Source organism: Citrobacter sp. Cpo065, assembly GCF_030332805.1.
Lineage (GTDB): Bacteria > Pseudomonadota > Gammaproteobacteria > Enterobacterales > Enterobacteriaceae > Citrobacter > Citrobacter portucalensis.
In genome coordinates, this window is the sequence record NZ_JAOWHC010000029.1 from 13550 (window position 1) to 31623 (window position 18074).

17 protein-coding genes are annotated in these 18074 nt (G+C 55.3%); 11 read left to right on the forward strand and 6 right to left on the reverse strand.

Going from position 1 to position 18074, the window contains the following annotated elements; translation table 11 throughout:
- Window positions 1–50 precede the first annotated feature (50 nt).
- Window positions 51–3134: a beta-galactosidase gene (locus tag OGY68_RS06115; RefSeq protein WP_275382829.1), complete on the reverse strand. Its 3084-nt coding sequence runs from the start codon at window positions 3132–3134 to the stop codon at window positions 51–53.
- A gap of 121 nt (window positions 3135–3255) precedes the next feature.
- On the reverse strand, window positions 3256–4338 hold the full coding sequence (locus OGY68_RS06120) for a LacI family DNA-binding transcriptional regulator (protein ID WP_057067084.1): 1083 nt from the start codon (window positions 4336–4338) through the stop codon (window positions 3256–3258).
- A 165-nt stretch (window positions 4339–4503) separates the two neighbouring features.
- On the opposite strand from OGY68_RS06120, the gene OGY68_RS06125 reads away from it, so the two are divergent.
- Entirely contained in the window at window positions 4504–5112 is a 609-nt protein-coding gene (locus tag OGY68_RS06125; RefSeq protein WP_502873527.1) for a class I SAM-dependent DNA methyltransferase, read from the forward strand.
- On the opposite strand, the gene OGY68_RS06130 is transcribed toward OGY68_RS06125, so the two are convergent.
- Together OGY68_RS06130 and OGY68_RS06135 are read right to left on the reverse strand one after the other, a co-directional pair.
- A complete protein-coding gene (locus OGY68_RS06130; RefSeq protein WP_057067087.1) occupies window positions 5109–6059 on the reverse strand; it encodes a GlxA family transcriptional regulator in 951 nt (316 codons plus the stop codon). The genes OGY68_RS06125 and OGY68_RS06130 overlap by 4 nt on opposite strands.
- A gap of 18 nt (window positions 6060–6077) precedes the next feature.
- On the reverse strand, window positions 6078–6854 hold the full coding sequence (locus OGY68_RS06135; protein ID WP_057067089.1) for an MBL fold metallo-hydrolase: 777 nt from the start codon (window positions 6852–6854) through the stop codon (window positions 6078–6080).
- A 376-nt stretch (window positions 6855–7230) separates the two neighbouring features.
- Between OGY68_RS06135 and OGY68_RS06140 the strand changes: the two genes are divergently transcribed.
- From OGY68_RS06140 to OGY68_RS06150, 3 genes are all read left to right on the forward strand, one after another.
- Window positions 7231–7476: a DUF2543 family protein gene (locus OGY68_RS06140; RefSeq protein WP_057067091.1), complete on the forward strand. Its 246-nt coding sequence runs from the start codon at window positions 7231–7233 to the stop codon at window positions 7474–7476.
- Between the two features lie 86 nt (window positions 7477–7562).
- A complete protein-coding gene (locus OGY68_RS06145) occupies window positions 7563–8039 on the forward strand; it encodes a cold-shock protein (RefSeq protein WP_057067092.1) in 477 nt (158 codons plus the stop codon).
- Window positions 8040–8278: 239 nt separating this feature from the next.
- Window positions 8279–8836, forward strand: a complete 558-nt coding sequence (locus OGY68_RS06150; protein WP_239693729.1) for a hypothetical protein — start codon at window positions 8279–8281, stop codon at window positions 8834–8836.
- Window positions 8837–9027: 191 nt separating this feature from the next.
- Here the strand turns inward: OGY68_RS06150 and OGY68_RS06155 are convergent, their stop codons facing one another.
- Both OGY68_RS06155 and OGY68_RS06160 read right to left on the reverse strand, forming a co-directional pair.
- Window positions 9028–9330 (reverse strand): putative quinol monooxygenase, encoded by a 303-nt coding sequence (locus OGY68_RS06155; RefSeq protein ID WP_008783873.1) that lies wholly within the window; start codon window positions 9328–9330, stop codon window positions 9028–9030.
- A 135-nt stretch (window positions 9331–9465) separates the two neighbouring features.
- Window positions 9466–10278, reverse strand: a complete 813-nt coding sequence (locus tag OGY68_RS06160) for a DNA-binding transcriptional regulator (RefSeq protein ID WP_048226474.1) — start codon at window positions 10276–10278, stop codon at window positions 9466–9468.
- Window positions 10279–10468: 190 nt separating this feature from the next.
- Between OGY68_RS06160 and OGY68_RS06165 the strand changes: the two genes are divergently transcribed.
- From OGY68_RS06165 to mhpT, 7 genes are all read left to right on the forward strand, one after another.
- Window positions 10469–12133, forward strand: coding sequence for a bifunctional 3-(3-hydroxy-phenyl)propionate/3-hydroxycinnamic acid hydroxylase (locus tag OGY68_RS06165; protein ID WP_057067123.1), 1665 nt, complete (start codon window positions 10469–10471; stop codon window positions 12131–12133).
- A 1-nt stretch (window position 12134) separates the two neighbouring features.
- Window positions 12135–13079, forward strand: coding sequence for a 2,3-dihydroxyphenylpropionate/2,3-dihydroxicinnamic acid 1,2-dioxygenase (gene mhpB, locus OGY68_RS06170; protein ID WP_057067124.1), 945 nt, complete (start codon window positions 12135–12137; stop codon window positions 13077–13079).
- A 28-nt stretch (window positions 13080–13107) separates the two neighbouring features.
- Window positions 13108–13974 carry a 2-hydroxy-6-oxonona-2,4-dienedioate hydrolase gene (gene mhpC, locus OGY68_RS06175; protein WP_057067125.1) on the forward strand — a complete coding sequence of 289 codons (867 nt, stop codon included), beginning with the start codon at window positions 13108–13110 and terminating at the stop codon, window positions 13972–13974.
- A 9-nt stretch (window positions 13975–13983) separates the two neighbouring features.
- Window positions 13984–14793, forward strand: a complete 810-nt coding sequence (gene mhpD / locus OGY68_RS06180) for a 2-keto-4-pentenoate hydratase (protein WP_057067126.1) — start codon at window positions 13984–13986, stop codon at window positions 14791–14793.
- A complete protein-coding gene (gene mhpF, locus OGY68_RS06185) occupies window positions 14790–15740 on the forward strand; it encodes an acetaldehyde dehydrogenase (protein ID WP_057067127.1) in 951 nt (316 codons plus the stop codon). Before mhpD ends, mhpF begins: the two co-directional genes overlap by 4 nt.
- Window positions 15737–16750, forward strand: coding sequence for a 4-hydroxy-2-oxovalerate aldolase (gene mhpE / locus OGY68_RS06190; protein ID WP_032942491.1), 1014 nt, complete (start codon window positions 15737–15739; stop codon window positions 16748–16750). The genes mhpF and mhpE overlap by 4 nt, the downstream gene beginning before the upstream one ends.
- A 68-nt stretch (window positions 16751–16818) precedes the next feature.
- On the forward strand, window positions 16819–18030 hold the full coding sequence (gene mhpT, locus OGY68_RS06195) for a 3-(3-hydroxy-phenyl)propionate transporter MhpT (RefSeq protein ID WP_020996588.1): 1212 nt from the start codon (window positions 16819–16821) through the stop codon (window positions 18028–18030).
- Window positions 18031–18074 lie beyond the last annotated feature (44 nt).

Here is an 18074-nt window from a genome sequence, read left to right on the forward strand (position 1 = left end):
ACAGACTTCCTATAAATGCGGGCAGGTATCAACCTGCCCTGCTTATATTATTATTTTTGGCCCCAGACGAACTGGAAGTGGTAGCGTCCGGCGCTCAGCTGGAATTCCGGCGACACGGAAGGACTCCACGAATCATCGCCGCCGACGCCCATATGGAAGCCATCAATATTGAGCCAGGTGCCTGCCTCAGGTTGCAGCAGATGGCGGTGGCTGGTTTCCATCAGTTGCTGCTGGCTAAAGCGGCTGATGTTGAACTGGAAGTCTCCGCGCCACTGGTGCGCACTGTAGTACAGTTCGCGCGTACCGCAGCGCAGACCGTTTTCGCTCGGGAAAACATACGGGGTGTACATCTCATCAAGCGACAGATCCCAGCGATCGAAACAGGCGGCGCCCAGACGGTCCGGGTAGTTCTCATGCGGGCCGAGACCTAACCAGTTCACTCGCTCCGCAACCTGCGCCAGCTGGCAGCTCAGGCCGATGCGGGCCGGATGCGGCGTACCGCTGGCAACGTTGACATCCACCGTTACCTGCATTTCACCATTGCCGTCAATACGGTAGCTTTTTCGGCTGATGAACAGCGTTTCACCCTGATACTGCCACGCATGTTCGGTGGTGATCAGTACCGCATTGCTCAGCGTATCGGCAGCACAGTGCAGTAACGTTGCTTCAGCCTGATAGTGACCGGCGGCCTTCCAGCGTTCAACCCAGGCGTTAGGGTCGATGCGGGTTGACTCGCTCACGCCGATGTCGTTGTCCAGCGGCGCGCGGGTGAACTGGTCAGTAAGCGGGCTTACCAACTGGGCTTCATCGCTAATCCAGTATTGTGTTAGCAGGCCGGACTGACGATCGAATTGCCAGCGTGTGTTGTTGGCCAGCACGGTAAAATTGCTCTCACTAACATCCAGCTGTGGTGCGCTGCTGGCGTGTGATGGACGTACCAGGCTGAGCTTCTCTTCCAGCTTCCACTGTTGCCAGGCGCTGATATGCCCGGCTTCTGACCATGCGGATGCTTGAGGCTGCTCTACGCGCACCGTCAACCACAGTTCGCCTGCGGTGTCCGGCATCGGAACGTTCGGCAGGGTAATCACCTGGCGGCCCTGTGGGGCGATATCCAGAACGATTTCTCCGGCGGCCAGCGGGTTGCCGTCCAGGGCAATCGACCAGTGCAGAACTTCGTTATCGCTGCGGCGGAACAGATATTCGCTGGTCACTTCAATCTGGCGTTCAGCGCCCGGCAGTAACGTGAACTGGAAAAACTGCTGTTCATGTTTGGCCTCATATAACGCCGGATGCGGAGTGCGATCGGCGAACACCAGCCCGTTCATGCAAAACTGACGATCGTTAGGCGTGTCGCCAAAATCGCCACCGTAGGCTGACCATGCTTTGCCGTTCTCATCATATTTGGTCAGCGACTGATCCACCCAGTCCCAGACAAATCCGCCCTGCAGGCGCGGATACTGACGGAACGCTTGCCAGTATTTGGCGAAGCCGCCAAAGCTGTTGCCCATAGCGTGGGCGTATTCACAAAGGATCAGCGGACGCTGTTCGCCGGGCATCGACAGCCACTTTTTAATCGACCATTTGGGTACTGCGGGGATGGGCTGATCCTGATCGACGCGGGCGTACATCGGGCAAATAATGTCGGTGGCGGCAGTATCAGCTCCACCGCCCTCGTACTGCACCGGACGTGACGGGTCTTCTGATTTTATCCAGCGATAGAGCGCGTCGTGATTGACGCCATGGCCGGATTCATTGCCCAGCGACCAGATGATAATGCTCGGGTGGTTGCGATCGCGCTGCACCATGCGCGTGACGCGCTGGCTCATGGCAGGCAACCATACGGGATCGTCGGTGAGGCGATTCATCGGCACCATGCCGTGGGTTTCAATGTTGGCTTCGTCGACCACATACAGGCCGTAACGATCGCACAGGGTGTACCACAGCGGATGGTTCGGGTAATGGGAACAGCGCACGGCGTTGAAGTTATTCTGCTTCATCAGGATGATGTCTTGCACCATCGTCGCCTCATCCATCACCTGGCCGTTGACCGGATGGTGCTCATGGCGGTTGGTACCGCGAATCAACAGCGGCTTGCCGTTTAACAGCAACAGGCCGTTTTCGATACAAACCTGACGAAAACCAACGTCACAGGCTTCCGCTTCAATCAGTACTCCGCCCGCGGTGTGTAACTGCACAACGGCGCGGTACAGATTGGGCGTTTCGGCACTCCATAGCGCCGGTTTTTCGACGTTCAGACGCAGAGTCACCCGGTCATGATAAGCGCCGCGCTCATCAATGATCTCACTGCCGAGCGGTGAGGTCGTTTCGCGGGTGAGCGTTTCACCTTCCCACAATTGCAGGGTGACGCGTAAATCTTCGCTCTCGTTGCCCGCCACTCTGACTTCCGCTTCCAGCGTGGCGCGGCTGAAGTTGTCATTAAAACGGGTATTAATGCGCAGGTCGCGGATTTGCGTAGTGGGCTTATGCAGCAGGGAGACATCGCGAAAAATACCGCTCATGCGCCACATGTCCTGGTCTTCCAGATAGCTGCCGTCGCTCCAGCGCAGCACCATCACAGCCAGACGGTTTTCGCCGCGCAGCAGATAATCGCTAAGATCAAACTCAGAGGGCAGACGGCTATCCTGACCGTAGCCGACCCAGCGACCGTTGCACCACAGATGAAACGCGGAGTTCACGCCGTCAAAAATAATGCGCGTCTGGCCTTCCTCTAACCACGCGTCTTCAACATTAAATGTGAGCGAGTAACATCCCGTCGGGTTCTGTGCCGGAACGTACGGAGGATTCACCGGGATTGGGTAGGTGACGTTGGTATAAATTGGCGCATCATAACCGGCCATCTGCCAGTTAGAGGGGACGTTGATGATGTCTGCCTGTGGCAGATCGCTTGTCAGCCAGCTTTCTGGGACAGCCTCCGGCGCGGCAAACCAGGCAAATTGCCACTGGCCATTCAGCGAGCGTAACTGACTCGAACGCTGATTGGTACGTGCATCATCCGCTGAGCGCCAGCTACAGAATGGCGGATGTGCTTCCAGCCGGTTGAGCTGCGTGACGCCGGGATTTTCCCAGTCGCGGCGGGCCAGAACAGCGGAGAGTGAATCTGTGTTCAGGTTCATAACGGTATCCTGTTTAAATTTGTTACTCGCTCACAATTTCAATCAAAATACGAACAAGCGCTCCTTGCTGTAAAGGATGGGGCGTTCAATAAGTGAACTGACTCACACAATTGTTATGCGTTCACAATTTGGGGGTGAGCTGAGAAACTTGCCGCGCCAGCTGGATCAGTGAATCAGCCAGCGCCTGGGGAGTGGTGGTTTGCGTATCGGGAGGCAGAACCGTTTTGCGCTTGACCAGGGTGACGGGAAGCAGTTGGTTACCCACGCTGGAGCCGCCACGGGGGAGTTGCAATAGCCTGTTGACGCTGGTTTCACCCAGCAACGGAAAATCCTGCCTGATGGTGGTCAGCGGTGGGATGTAACAGGCGCTGTCTTCGGTGTCATCGTAGCCAATTACCGATATATCCACCGCAACTCGCAGACCGAACTCACTGATTGCCCGCATCGCGCCCAGCGCCATTTGATCGTTAGCGACCAGCATGGCGGTAGGGAGGTTACCGTTATTCAGCATGTGCATCGTTTGCTGAAAACCAGACATCGCGCTCCAGTCGCCTTCCAGCTCCACAACGGGTTGTAGCTGGTAATGTGCCAGATACTTGTGCCAGCCCGCATGCCGAAGCCTTGCCGAAACGGAAGTGTGCGGCCCGCTCAGCAGGGCGATCCGTTGATGTCCGTGCTGCACCAGATGTTCAACGCCAAGGCGCGCGCCGTCGTCATGAGAGAAAATCACGCTGTTAATTGGCGTCAGGTCAGAGACATCGAGAAACAACACCGGCACCGTACCGCAGGCAGCTGCCACGGCAATGGCATCTTCTTCATCCAGCGGATAGTTGATGATAAGCCCGGTTACGCGTTGAGAAAGCAGATTGTGGACCGCGGCTTTACAGGACTCAACGCCGCTGCGCTCGACCATGGCGATCACCACGCTGGCACCGGACTGGTCGGCGCGGGATTTTATGGCAGCAACGATTTGTGAGGGGGCATGCAGGGCAAGGTTTGCCGTCACAACGCCAATCAGTGGCGTCTGTTTGCCAGCCAGCTGCTGTGCAACGCGGTTAGGAATGTAATTGAGTTCCGCCATCGCGGCCTCAACTTTCTGTCGGGTTTTTGCGGAAACGTGGCTGGCCTGGTTCACGACGCGAGAGACGGTCTGGTAAGAGACACCTGCATGGTCTGCCACATCGTATAGCGTTACCGGTTTCACGTTTATCACCCCTGTCATGACGTTATCTGTGCGCTATGATGCCACAGCGGGACGGGTTTGGGGGATTTGCGCATGGGTTCTGCGAGGCGCATTCCAGGGTTTGAGGATAGCGTGCTGAAGGATTTATCGCCGTTATACCTAACAGAAGAAAAAAGCGAGGACATTGTGAGCGATTCTGCGGCAAAAAATATTCTGTCCATCTACCGACGCCATACGGATGCTTTTGCCAGCCAGCGCTCGCGCACCTTGTTCGAGAAAAGCTGGCTCGATAAATTTATTTCCGTGATGGGCGGGCAGGGCAGCATTGTGGATATTGGCTGCGGCAACGGTCAGCCGATCGCCGGTTATTTTATCCAGCAAGGTTTTCAGCTTACCGGCGTTGATGGTTCCTCGGCGATGCTGGCGCGGGCCCGAAACACTTATCCTGCACAGCGCTGGCTGGAACAGGATATGCGCGAGTTGGCACTCAATGAGACTTTCGATGGACTGATCGCTTGGGACAGCTTTTTCCATTTAACTCAGCAGGACCAGCAAAAAATGTTCCCGATTTTTGACCGCCTCAGCCATCCCGGTAGCGCGCTGATGTTTACCAGCGGTACGGACAACGGCATCGCGATGGGGCAATTTGAAGGTGAGCCGCTGTTTCACGCCAGCCTCGCGCCGGATGAATACCGCGCACTGCTGTCAGCACACGGTTTTGCGGTGGTCGAGATGGTGATGGAAGATCCGCACTGCACCGGGCACACCATCTGGCTGGCGCAAAAAAGAGGCTAATCGCCGCGAAAGGTTTTACGCCATTCAGCCGGGCTAACGCCAAAGTGGGATTTAAAATGCTGGCGCCAGGTGACGGGCGACTGAAAACCAACCTGTTCCGCGATGCGTTCAACGGGTAACTGGCTGGACTCCAGCAACGTCTGGCTACGGCGCAGGCGCTCGGCAATCAACCATTCGGCCACGCTTGACCCTGTGGCCTTCATAAAATGACGGGTGAGGGTGCGACGGCTCATCATCACCCGTTGCGCCAGCTCGTCAAGATTATGTGATTCATGGAGATGCTGGCGCAAATAGTCGAGCAAGACGTTGATGCGCTGATCTTTGGTATTTTTCGCCACCGGTTGCTCGATAAACTGTGCCTGGCCGCCCTCGCGATGTGGCGGCACAATCATCCGTCTGGCAATCTGATTCGCCACCGTGCTGCCAAAACGCTGGCGGATGACGTACAGGCAGCAATCCAGCGCAGCGGCGGTGCCTGCCGAGGTAATAATACCGTCGTCATCCACGTACAGCGCGTTGATATCCAGATGAGCTGCCGGAAAGCGGGCCTGAAAATCCTGCTCGAACTCCCAGTGCGTAGCCGCCCGTTTGCCATCCAGCAGACCGGCGTAGCCGAGGACAAACGCACCCAGGCATAACCCAACAATCTGCGCGCCGTTTTGTCGCGCACGATTGAGCGCATCAAGCAGGCTTTGTGGTGGCCGATGTGCCGTGGTACCCCACCAGGGGATCACCACAATGTCGGCGGCCTCCACCGCTTCATAGCCGTAGGCTGCGTTAATGGAGAAGCCATCCTGCGAGGAAACGATGCCCGGCTGTTCTGCACACAGTTGCACCTCAAAACGCTTTTTCGCCGTCACTTTGTCACTGAAAATAATGCACGGCACCGAGAAGTGAAACGGGCTGAAATCTTCCACGGCAACAATGGCGACGTTAAGCGGTTGCATACGAGTCCTCTGTGGAGTTTAAAACGTCAGGGTTTCGCCATCTTCCGGCACGTTAACGAATTGCGCAATCTGGTTGTCGCAGGCGTACTCTTTCAAGGCCGCGCGGGTCAGCAGACAGTGGTTAATCGCCTCCATGTGGGTCGCCACAATTTGTGCTTCGGGCAGCGTGAAGTGGGTTTTTAGCACATCTTCCGCGCCCATGATAATTGGGCCAAACCCGATAACGTGAGCAAAGCCTGCGTTCAGAATGACCACGCCTGGCTGGAAAGTCCGCATGTTGGTTTCCACCTCGTCGCGCCAGATGGTGTCCCCGACCAGATACAGCGTTTTTTCCGCCGGATGCTGGAAGATAACTCCGCAGGCATCACCCAGACGCTCAGCCATTTGCGGGATGGCGTAAGCGCGATCCGAACCGTGCTGGCCGCCGGTTTTACGCAGGGTGATATCACCAAGCGCAGTGTTTTGCGTCAGTACGGTCAGTTGCGTGAAACCTTGTTCCCGCAGTACCTGCGCATCGCGATCGTTTTGCACATAAATCGGTTTGTCTTTCGGTACGACACGAGCCGCAGCTTCATCCCAGTGGTCTTCATGCAGATGGGTCACGATCAGCGCATCAACGTTGAGCAGGGTGTCTATATCGACGGGCAGATCAACGGTCGGGTTGCGGATCTCGGCGCGTGCCGTTCCGGCAAATCCCGGATAAGTACCTTTTGCCGCCAGCATAGGGTCGATCAGAAAGGTTTTGCCACCAAAAGTGATGTGCTGCGTAGCGTTACGGATTTGCGTGATGTTCATGGTGTTTGCTCCACGTGTTGGGTCAGTGGTGTCATCGTAGAGTGTTGTCCAGAAGATGAATGTGGGCAAATGGGCGACTAGCGATGGGATTGGGCCAACTGCGGATTACAGATGTCGATAATGTAATTAAAGTAAATTAATATTTCCTTGGTGGCTCGTTATTTAATAAATAGCTATTATATCGAACTGAATAAGAATGCTGTTATTTAAATACGGAAAGGTTTATTAAATGCGAAGTTGTGCCGGAAAACATTATTGATATATGTAATGCATAGTGACCAATAAAACAGATCGCGAACCATGAAATAAGAATGCTATCATTCACACCAGACGCGGCAGGCAACTGCTGGCACACGCATTTACCCCGGAGCAACTGATGAACAACGACATTCCGCTAAAATATTATGATATCGCCGACGAGTACGCGACCGAGGCCGCAAAGCCGGTGAGCGACACAGAACGTGACGCGCTGGCGGACTACTTCCAGCAGCTGATCACTCGTTTGATGAACAACGAAGAGATCAGCGAAGAAGCGCAGCAGGAGATGGCAACTGTGGCAGGTGTCGACGCTCAGCGTATCGATGATATTGCGGAGTTCCTCAATCGTTGGGGTAACGAGTAGCCAAAGACATGGCCTGTGTTTTACACTGCGCGCAAATTGAGTAGGTATACTCTACGAGTAATAGGTTTAATCAGGCGGAAACAGCAATGAACGGAACAATCACAACGTGGTTTAAAGATAAAGGCTTTGGATTTATCAAAGATGAAAACGGCGACAACCGCTATTTTCATGTGATTAAGGTTGCTAATCCTGAGCTGATCAAGAAAGACGCAGCGGTGACTTTTGAGCCCACCACCAATAACAAAGGCTTGTCTGCCTACGCGGTAAAAGTCATACCAGACAGCAAGTACATCTATATCGCAGGCGAGCGTCTGAAGCTCACCTCGATCAAGTCATTCCTGGTCTACAGCGAAGAAGTCCCTGTAGAGACCCGTATCGACAAAGAAAATGCTGTGCTGTCTGTCGGCGTGCTGATGAACAGCATCCGACCGAAATCAGACGTGAAGCCTGGTGAAATGCGCACGCTGAAAAAGCTGGCCATCACTACCTTCCAGGGCACGACGCTGATCTTCTCGGAAGATGAAGTCGACATCGACGCGACGGTGAAACTGCTTAAAGTCTGAAACCCTTCGGACTGAATAAAAACCGGAACGCCGCGCTTTCCAGGAGCGGGTTTCGGTTTTTTTTTGATATGTGTAATTTACGTGATTCAGGTATGTAGTGATAAAATTAGTAGGTAGCAATCCGTTTCTGAATAGGTATATATTATCCGTATTAAATAAATATGATCGCCAACTATTTGCAGATTAGTAGCACGGTTAACTAATAGTGATTCACCGGTATAACTAATGGGGTAATATAAGTGATTTTTAAAAAAATATGGAAAGCTATATCTTCTGAATATATACCATCGGCCATTTGCTTTTTTCTCCTTGCAAAAATGGATTATGAAATAATATCTATCTGGCCACAGAATGAATCGGTTGATGACAGAATTAAACTTTCTTTACTATTCATTCATTTGGTGATGATTTTAGTGATGTTTACTCCGCTAATTAATCGGTTTTTGTCACGAGTAGACAATGAGAAATTTGAAAAGTTTATAGCTCTTCCGCAGAAAGATAAAAACATCACATACATCGATTATTATGATTTTCTGAGCGGGCTTGCTTTATCAGCATTTTACTTATCTATCCTTATTTTTACAATGAAGAGTATTTACGAAGAAGCAGGATGGATAATTTCTGGTATTTATATATTTACAATGTTTGTGTCTTCTATTTCTATTGCTGCATTGTCATTGCTTAGATTTATCTGGTTATTTACAAAGTTTAATAATTATATATATTGGTTTATTGTTTTACTTGCGAGCAGTATGTGTATGGCAGTTATTGGTGCCGCGATGAAAATGGCCTCGTAAAAATGCGCTTAATATCTGGAACAGTGATGATTCCGTTTTGTAATCCGTGGGATGCATTGTTGCAAAGCTTAAAGCCTCTTTTGAAGAGGCTTTAAGCCCTCAGCGACCAGGGAAGTAAAAGACTGTCTTTCCTGGTGTTGAGCATTCTGCCAAAAACATAATTAACAGTATTCCAACTACTTTCTTCATTATCACGAGACTGCCGGATTTACCACGTCATCCATCAGTATGTAACGTGCTTCCTGGCGCGTGTATTGATCGATTAATGGTACAAGTCGCTGGAAATGCTCGCTGGCACAATGTTCATCGAGAGCCGCGTGGTTTGGCCATTCTTCGATAAAAATAAAATGCCCCGGATCTTTTTCATCAATATAGAGGTCGTAAGCAATGCAGTGCGGTTCTTTCTTCGTTGCCGCTATTAGCTCACGATACAACGGGAGAACAGTTTCAATATACTCAGGTTTGATGAAATCCTCAGCAATGACCTTTAACATGCAGCCTCCTGGCAGAAAACGAATGCACACTATGTAATGAAGATATTTTTTGGGCAAGGGGTCACAGAGTTTTATCGGCCGGATAGTGAGTTATGCCAGCTATCAATCAGATGATCCGCATAACTGTGATCCATCTCACCTCCCGGCAACCAAAATCTCCTGCGATTCGACGCCGTCCTCTATCTGTTTCGCCACCTTTTGTAAGGCCGGAAGATGCTTTTCCGCGGCCTGTTCGATGGTCATGGCGCTGGCCATATACACCAAATTCAGGCAGCCGATCACCCGCTGTTCGCTGCGGATGGGGACGGCGATAGAAGCGATTTTCTCCTCCTGATCCCAACCGCGAAAGTTCTGCCCAAAACCGTCTTTTCGCGCGCGGGTCAAAATGGCATTGAGCTTCAGCGGCTCGCGCGCAAGCTGGAACTCTTCTCCCGATCGGGAGGCAAGCATTTCAATCAGTTCCTGCCGTTCATTCTCCGGGCAAAATGCCAGCCAGGTCAGGCCGGATGCGGTTTTCAGCAGTGGCAAACGACGCCCTACCATCGCCCGGTGAAACGACAGACGGCTGAAACGGTGGGTGGTTTCACGTACCACCATCGCGTCCACATCCAGCGTGGAAACGTCGGTCGGCCAGATGACCTCGCGCAGCAAATCTCCCAGCAGCGGGGCGGCGAGTGCAGAAATCCACTGCTCGTCACGAAACCCCTCGCTGAGCTGGCGGACTTTAATGGTTAAGCGAAAGCTGTCATCGGACAGGCTGCGCCGGACGTAACCCTCATCCTGCAGGGTTTCCAGCAGCCGTCTGACCGTGGTGCGATGCAGGCCGCTTAACTCAGCAAGCAAGCCAACACTGGCCCCACCATCGAGCCGGTTTAACATATTTAATAACATTAATCCGCGCGTTAATCCGCGTACGGTTTTGTACTCAGTGCTCTCGTCATTTTTCATATTCATTGACAAATCTACAGGTAAAACAACGTTGTGCACTTAGTGCACATCCTGGCATGTTTTGATTGTAGCGCAAAAACTCGCTTCTATACTGACCGCACAACAAAAATTATTCACATATTTTTAACAAAACAAATTGCGCCTCACCAGGGGCCACAATTGCGTTTTGTCCGAGTCGTGAGGTTCTGAAATGACAACAAAAAACCCGGATATCCAACCCGCTGTGCAGCATACCGCGCAGGTGGCGATTGCCGGTGCTGGTCCGGTAGGGCTGATGATGGCCAACTATCTTGGGCAGATGGGCATTGAGGTGTTGGTAGTGGAGAAGCTCGACACGCTGATCGACTATCCTCGCGCCATCGGCATTGACGATGAAGCGCTGCGCACTATGCAGTCTGTGGGGCTGGTCGAGAACGTTTTGCCGCACACCACACCGTGGCACGCAATGCGCTTTCTCACCCCAAAAGGCCGTTGCTTTGCTGATATCCAGCCGATGACCGACGAATTTGGCTGGTCGCGTCGTAATGCGTTTATTCAGCCGCAGGTGGACGCGGTGATGTTGGAAGGGTTGTCGCGTTTTCCCAACGTGCGCTGCCTGTTCTCCCGCGAGCTGGAGGCCTTCAGCCAACAAAACGGCGAAGTGACGCTAAATCTGAAAGCGCCAGACGGTCAACGTGAAACGGTGAAGGCTCAGTGGCTGGTGGCCTGCGACGGCGGCGGCAGCAACGTCAGACGTTCTCTGAACGTGCCGTTTGAAGGTAAAACCGCGCCGAATCAGTGGATTGTGGTGGATATCGCCAACGATCCGCTCAGCACGCCGCATGTGTATTTGTGCTGCGATCCGGTGCGCCCGTATGTCTCCGCCGCGCTGCCGCACGCGGTGCGCCGTTTTGAGTTTATGGTTATGCCGGGGGAAACCGAAGCGCAGCTTAGCGAGCCGCAGAATATGCGCCAGTTACTGAGCAAAGTGCTGCCGAACCCGGACAACGTCGAGCTGATCCGCCAGCGCGTGTATACCCATAATGCTCGTCTGGCCGAACGTTTTCGTATTGACCGCGTGCTGCTGGCGGGCGATGCGGCGCACATTATGCCGGTCTGGCAGGGTCAGGGATACAACAGCGGCATGCGCGATGCTTTCAACCTGGCGTGGAAACTGGCACTGGTGATTAACGGTAAAGCCGACGATGCGCTGTTGGATACCTACCAGCAGGAACGCCGCGACCACGCCAAAGCGATGATCGACCTCTCCGTGACCGCTGGCAACGTACTTGCGCCGCCCAAACGCTGGCACGGCGCGGTACGCGATGGTGTTTCCTGGCTGTTGAACTATATTCCGCCGGTCAAACGCTACTTCCTTGAAATGCGGTTTAAGCCGATGCCGCAGTACCACGCCGGGGCGCTGGTGCGTGAAGGCGACGCGAAAACTTCACCGGTCGGCAAGATGTTTATCCAGCCGAAGGTGACGCTGGAATCGGGCGAAGTGACGTTGCTCGACAACGTCATCGGACCGAATTTCGCGGTGATTGGCTGGGGCTGTAACCCACTATGGGGCATGAGCGAGGCGCAGATCCAACAATGGCAGGCGCTGGGGACGCGTTTTATCCAGGTCGTGCCGGATACGCAGATACATACCGATCAGGATAACCACGACGGCGTTACCCGCATAGGCGATACGCAAAACCGCCTGCGCGCGTGGTTTGCCCAGCACAACGCCGCGCTGGTAGTCATGCGCCCGGACCGCTTCGTGGCCGCCATCGCCATTCCGCAAACCCTGGGCAGCACCCTGAATAAACTGGCGTCGGTGATGACGCTCACTCGCGCTACTGCCGACATTCCTGTTGAAAAGGTTGCCTGATATGCACGCTTATCTTCACTGTCTTTCCCACTCGCCGCTGGTGGGCTATGTCGACCCGGCACAGGCTGTGCTCGACGAGGTTAACGGCGTGATCGCCAGTGCTCGGGCACGTATTGCGGCGTTCGAACCTGAACTGGTCGTGCTGTTTGCCCCCGATCACTACAACGGATTTTTCTACGACGTGATGCCGCCGTTCTGTTTAGGCGTTGGAGCTACAGCGATCGGCGATTTTGGTAGTGCGGCGGGGGAATTACCGGTGCCGACAGATCTGGCTGAAGCCTGCGCCCACGCGGTAATGAAAAGCGGTATCGATCTCGCCGTGTCCTACAACATGCAGGTCGATCATGGCTTCGCGCAGCCGCTGGAGTTTTTGCTCGGCGGCCTGGATAAGGTGCCGGTGCTGCCAGTGTTTATTAACGGCGTCGCAACGCCGCTGCCGGGCTTTCAGCGTACCCGCATGCTCGGTGAAGCGATTGGCCGTTTCGCCAGCTCGCTGAATAAGCGCGTGCTGTTTTTAGGCTCCGGTGGTCTGTCGCATCAGCCGCCGGTACCGGAGCTGGCGAAGGCTGATACCCATATGCGTGACCGCCTGCTCGGCAGCGGCAAACAGTTACCTGAAAACGAGCGCGAGCTGCGCCAGCAGCGGGTGATCAGCGCCGCCGAGAAGTTTGTGGTCGATCAAAACACGCTACACCCGCTTAACCCTGTCTGGGATAACCGTTTTATGTCCCTGCTTGAGCAGGGGCGTTTGCAGGAGCTGGACGCGGTCAGTAACGAAGAGCTGTCCGCGATGGCGGGCAAATCAACGCACGAAGTTAAAACCTGGGTTGCCGCCTTTGCCGCCATTTCTGCCTTTGGCAACTGGCGCAGCGAAGGCCGTTATTACCGCCCGATCCCGGAGTGGATCGCCGGATTCGGCTCCCTGAGCGCCACTACGCAGAACTAAAACAGAACTGAATATGCAGGAGAACATCATGAATTACCAACCGCAAACCGAAGCCGCTACCAGTCGTTTTCTGGAGGTGCAGGAAGCAGGCGAAACCCTACGCGTGCATTTCAATGACTGTGGGCAGGGTGAAGAGACCGTCGTGCTGCTGCACGGATCCGGTCCTGGCGCGACGGGCTGGGCAAACTTCAGCCGCAATATCGATCCGCTGGTACAGGCCGGATACCGGGTGATCCTGTTGGATTGTCCTGGCTGGGGCAAAAGCGATGGGATCGTTAACCGCGGTTCGCGATCCGATCTCAACGCCCGCATCCTGAAAAGCGTGGTCGATCAGTTGGATATTCAAAAAGTCCACCTGCTGGGTAACTCGATGGGCGGTCACAGTGCTGTGGCGTTTACCCTGAGCTGGCCGGAGCGCGTGGGCAAACTGGTGCTAATGGGCGGCGGAACGGGCGGCATGAGCCTGTTTACCCCGATGCCGACCGAAGGTATCAAGCGCCTGAATCAGCTGTATCGCGAGCCGACCATCGAGAATCTGAAGCTGATGATGGAGATCTTTGTCTTCGACACCAGCGACCTGACCGAGGCGTTGTTTGAGGCACGCCTGAATAACATGCTGTCGCGTCGCGATCACCTGGAAAACTTTGTCCAGAGCCTGGAGGCCAACCCGAAACAGTTCCCGGATTTCAGCCCGCGTCTGGGTGAAATCAAAGCTCAGACTCTGATTGTCTGGGGACGCAATGACCGCTTTGTACCGATGGATGCCGGTCTGCGCCTGCTCTCCGGAATTGCCGGTTCTGAGCTGCATATCTACCGCGACTGCGGGCACTGGGCGCAGTGGGAACATGCGGATGCCTTTAACCAGCTGGTGCTGAATTTCCTCACACGCCCTTAAGGAACGGACATGACGAATCGTAATCTTGAGCAGCTAGCCGCCGATTTACGTCAGGCTGAAGAAAAAGGGGAAGCCATCGCCCCGCTGCGTGAATTAATTGGTGTGGATAACGCCGAAGCGGCCTACGCCATTCAGCGCATCAATGTACAGTACGACGTGGCGCGCGGGCGTCGCGTGGTCGGGCGCAAAGTGGGGCTGACGCACCCGAAAGTGCAGCAACAGCTGGGTGTCGATCAACCGGACTTCGGTACGCTGTTTGCTGATATGTGTTATGGCGATAACGAAACCATCCCGTTTTCCCGTGTGCTGCAACCGCGTATTGAAGCCGAAATTGCGCTGGTGCTGAACCGCGATCTGCCCAATACCGACACCACTTTTGACGAGCTTTACAACGCCATAGAGTGGGTACTTCCCGCGCTGGAAGTGGTCGGCAGCCGTATCCGCGACTGGTCGATCAAATTTGTTGATACCGTGGCGGATAACGCCTCCTGTGGCGTGTATGTGCTCGGCGGTCCGGCACAGCGTCCGGCAGGATTAGATCTGAAAAACTGCGCGATGAAAATGACGCGCAACAACGAAGAGGTCTCCAGCGGGCGCGGCAGCGAATGCCTGGGACATCCGATCAACGCCGCCGTCTGGCTGGCGCGCAAAATGGCCAGCCTCGGCGAGCCGCTGCGTGCCGGAGACATTATTCTCACCGGAGCGTTAGGTCCGATGGTGGCGGTGAATGCGGGCGATCGTTTCGAAGCCCATATCGACGGTATTGGTTCAGTCGCCGCCACCTTTTCAGCGGCGGTTACAAAAGGAAGTCAGTCATGAGTAAGCGTAAAGTCGCCATTATCGGCTCCGGCAACATCGGTACCGATTTGATGATAAAAATTCTGCGTCACGGCGTGCATCTGGAAATGGCTGTGATGGTCGGTATCGATCCAGAATCTGATGGCCTGGCGCGTGCTCGACGCATGGGCGTTGCCACCACCCATGAAGGGGTGACAGGGCTTATCGCCATGCCGGAATTCGCCGATATCGACATTGTGTTTGACGCCACCAGCGCAGGCGCGCATGTGAAGAACGACGCCGCGCTACGTGCCGTTAAACCAGGCATCCGCCTGATCGACCTGACGCCCGCGGCAATCGGTCCTTACTGCGTGCCGGTGGTGAATCTGGCAGCCAACGTTGATCAGCAGAACGTCAATATGGTGACCTGCGGCGGACAGGCAACCATCCCAATGGTGGCGGCAGTTTCTCGCGTGGCAAAAGTCCATTACGCCGAGATTATCGCCTCGATCGCCAGTAAATCGGCGGGGCCGGGTACCCGCGCCAATATCGACGAGTTTACCGAAACTACCTCGAAGGCGATTGAAGTGGTCGGCGGCGCGGCAAAAGGCAAAGCCATTATTGTCCTTAACCCGGCCGAGCCGCCGCTGATGATGCGTGACACGGTGTATGTGCTGAGCGAAGCATCCTCTGAGGTTGAAGTTGAAGCGTCGATTAATGAGATGGCGGCGGCGGTGCAGGCCTACGTGCCGGGCTATCGCCTGAAACAGCGTGTCCAGTTTGAAGTCATCCCGGAAGATAAACCGGTGAATCTGCCGGGTATCGGCCAGTTCTCTGGGCTGAAAACCGCGGTGTATCTGGAAGTGGAAGGCGCGGCGCACTATTTACCAGCCTACGCGGGCAACCTCGACATTATGACCTCCAGCGCGCTGGCGACCGCTGAGAAGATGGCGCAGTCCCTCGCTCGTCAGGCAGGAGAAGCAGCATGAACGGTAAAAAACTCTATATCTCTGACGTGACCCTGCGCGACGGTATGCACGCTATTCGTCATCAATATTCGCTGGAGAATGTGCGCCAGATAGCCAAAGCGCTGGACGACGCACGGGTTGATTCTATTGAAGTGGCCCACGGCGACGGTTTACAAGGTTCCAGCTTTAACTACGGCTTTGGTGCGCACAGCGACCTGGAGTGGATTGAAGCGGCGGCGGACGTGGTGAAGCATGCCAAAATTGCCACGCTGTTGCTGCCGGGTATCGGCACTATTCATGACCTGAAAAATGCATATCAGGCCGGCGCACGGGTAGTGCGCGTGGCGACCCACTGCACTGAAGCGGATGTGTCGGCCCAGCATATTCAGTATGCGCGTGAGCTTGGCATGGATACCGTCGGTTTTCTGATGATGAGCCATATGACCACACCGGAGAACCTGGCGCAGCAGGCGAAGCTGATGGAAAACTACGGCGCGACCTGTATTTATGTGGTCGATTCCGGCGGCGCAATGAACATGAGCGATATTCGCGCCCGCTTCCGCGCACTGAAAGCGGTGCTGAAGCCGGAAACAGAAACCGGAATGCATGCGCATCACAACCTGAGTCTTGGGGTGGCGAACTCCATTGCCGCGGTAGAAGAGGGGTGTGACCGTATCGACGCCAGCCTGGCCGGGATGGGCGCAGGCGCGGGCAACGCGCCATTGGAGGTATTTATCGCCGCTGCGGATAAGCTTGGTTGGCAGCACGGCACCGATCTCTACGCACTGATGGACGCCGCCGACGATTTAGTGCGCCCACTACAAGACCGCCCGGTGCGGGTGGATCGTGAAACGCTGGCGCTGGGCTATGCCGGGGTGTACTCCAGCTTCCTGCGTCATTGCGAAGTGGCGGCAGCACGCTATGACCTGAGCGCGGTAGATATTCTGGTGGAACTGGGCAAACGTCGGATGGTGGGCGGCCAGGAAGATATGATCGTCGACGTAGCGCTGGACCTGCGCAACCGCAAATAAAAATGATTACGCGGCTGGCAACGTATCAGCCGCGATTCACCTGCATCGTGACCTCAGAGGGACATCTTATGACGACCCGTACCCCCGCATCTTACCGCCTGACGTTGACCGTTGGGCTTTGCTTTTTAGTTGCCCTGATGGAAGGGCTGGATTTACAGGCCGCCGGTATCGCTGCCGTCGGTATCGCCCACGCGTTTGCGCTGGATAAAATGCAGATGGGCTGGATCTTCAGTGCGGGCATTCTCGGGCTGCTGCCCGGCGCGCTGGTGGGCGGCATGCTGGCCGACCGCTATGGCCGCAAGCGTATTCTCATTGCCTCTGTGGCGCTGTTCGGCCTGTTCTCGCTGGCGACGGCGATTTCCTGGGATTTCTCATCGCTGGTGTTTGCCCGTCTGATGACCGGCGTCGGGCTGGGCGCGGCGTTGCCGAATCTGATCGCGCTGACTTCCGAGGCGGCGGGCCCGCGTTTTCGCGGTACGGCGGTGAGCCTGATGTACTGCGGTGTGCCGATTGGCGCGGCGCTGGCGGCAGCGCTCGGGTTTAGCGGCCTGGCCTCCGCCTGGCAAACGGTGTTCTGGGTAGGCGGGGTGATCCCGCTGCTGCTCGTGCCGCTGTTGATGCGCTGGCTGCCGGAATCACAGGTTTATACCCAACAAACGCAAGTGGCCGCCGCACCGCTGCGTGCCCTGTTTGCGCCAGCGACGGCGAGTGCCACGCTGCTGCTGTGGTTGTGCTATTTCTTCACCCTGCTGGTGGTGTATATGCTGATCAACTGGCTGCCGATGCTGCTGGTGGAGCAGGGCTTTCGACCATCGCAGGCGGCAGGCGTAATGTTTGCTCTGCAAATTGGCGCGGCCAGCGGCACGTTAATTCTCGGGGCGTTAATGGATAAACTGCGCCCGGTGGTGATGTCGCTGCTGATCTACACCGGGATGTTGGCTTCACTGCTGGCGCTGGGTACGGTGTCGTCATTGAGCGGCATGCTAATGGCGGGATTTGTGGCGGGGATGTTCGCCACCGGCGGGCAAAGCGTGTTGTATGCGCTGGCGCCGCTGTTTTACAGCACGCAGATCCGCGCCACAGGCGTGGGAACCGCCGTCGCAGTCGGGCGTCTGGGGGCGATGAGCGGCCCGCTGCTGGCAGGGAAAATGTTAGCGCTCGGTACCGGAACGGTAGGGGTGATGGCGGCTTCTGCGCCGGGCATTTTGCTGGCAGGCCTGGCGGTATTTATTCTGATGAGCCGCAAATCACAGATGCCGATCCCTGCCAGCGGTGCTTAAGCACTCATCCGGTTGTGGGAGTGGGGAGATTTGATTCCCACTTC

Bases quoted from the DNA above. Each gene is read 5' to 3' on its own strand.
- OGY68_RS06115 (WP_275382829.1), bottom strand. From the start codon at position 3,134: ATGAACCTGAACACAGATTCACTCTCCGCTGTTCTGGCCCGCCGCGAC.
- OGY68_RS06130 (WP_057067087.1), bottom strand. From the start codon at position 6,059: ATGCAACCGCTTAACGTCGCCATTGTTGCCGTGGAAGATTTCAGCCCG.
- OGY68_RS06135 (WP_057067089.1), bottom strand. From the start codon at position 6,854: ATGAACATCACGCAAATCCGTAACGCTACGCAGCACATCACTTTTGGT.
- OGY68_RS06140 (WP_057067091.1), top strand. From the start codon at position 7,231: ATGAACAACGACATTCCGCTAAAATATTATGATATCGCCGACGAGTAC.
- OGY68_RS06145 (WP_057067092.1), top strand. From the start codon at position 7,563: ATGAACGGAACAATCACAACGTGGTTTAAAGATAAAGGCTTTGGATTT.
- OGY68_RS06155 (WP_008783873.1), bottom strand. From the start codon at position 9,330: ATGTTAAAGGTCATTGCTGAGGATTTCATCAAACCTGAGTATATTGAA.
- OGY68_RS06160 (WP_048226474.1), bottom strand. From the start codon at position 10,278: ATGAAAAATGACGAGAGCACTGAGTACAAAACCGTACGCGGATTAACG.
- OGY68_RS06165 (WP_057067123.1), top strand. From the start codon at position 10,469: ATGACAACAAAAAACCCGGATATCCAACCCGCTGTGCAGCATACCGCG.
- mhpB (WP_057067124.1), top strand. From the start codon at position 12,135: ATGCACGCTTATCTTCACTGTCTTTCCCACTCGCCGCTGGTGGGCTAT.
- mhpC (WP_057067125.1), top strand. From the start codon at position 13,108: ATGAATTACCAACCGCAAACCGAAGCCGCTACCAGTCGTTTTCTGGAG.
- mhpD (WP_057067126.1), top strand. From the start codon at position 13,984: ATGACGAATCGTAATCTTGAGCAGCTAGCCGCCGATTTACGTCAGGCT.
- mhpF (WP_057067127.1), top strand. From the start codon at position 14,790: ATGAGTAAGCGTAAAGTCGCCATTATCGGCTCCGGCAACATCGGTACC.
- mhpE (WP_032942491.1), top strand. From the start codon at position 15,737: ATGAACGGTAAAAAACTCTATATCTCTGACGTGACCCTGCGCGACGGT.
- mhpT (WP_020996588.1), top strand. From the start codon at position 16,819: ATGACGACCCGTACCCCCGCATCTTACCGCCTGACGTTGACCGTTGGG.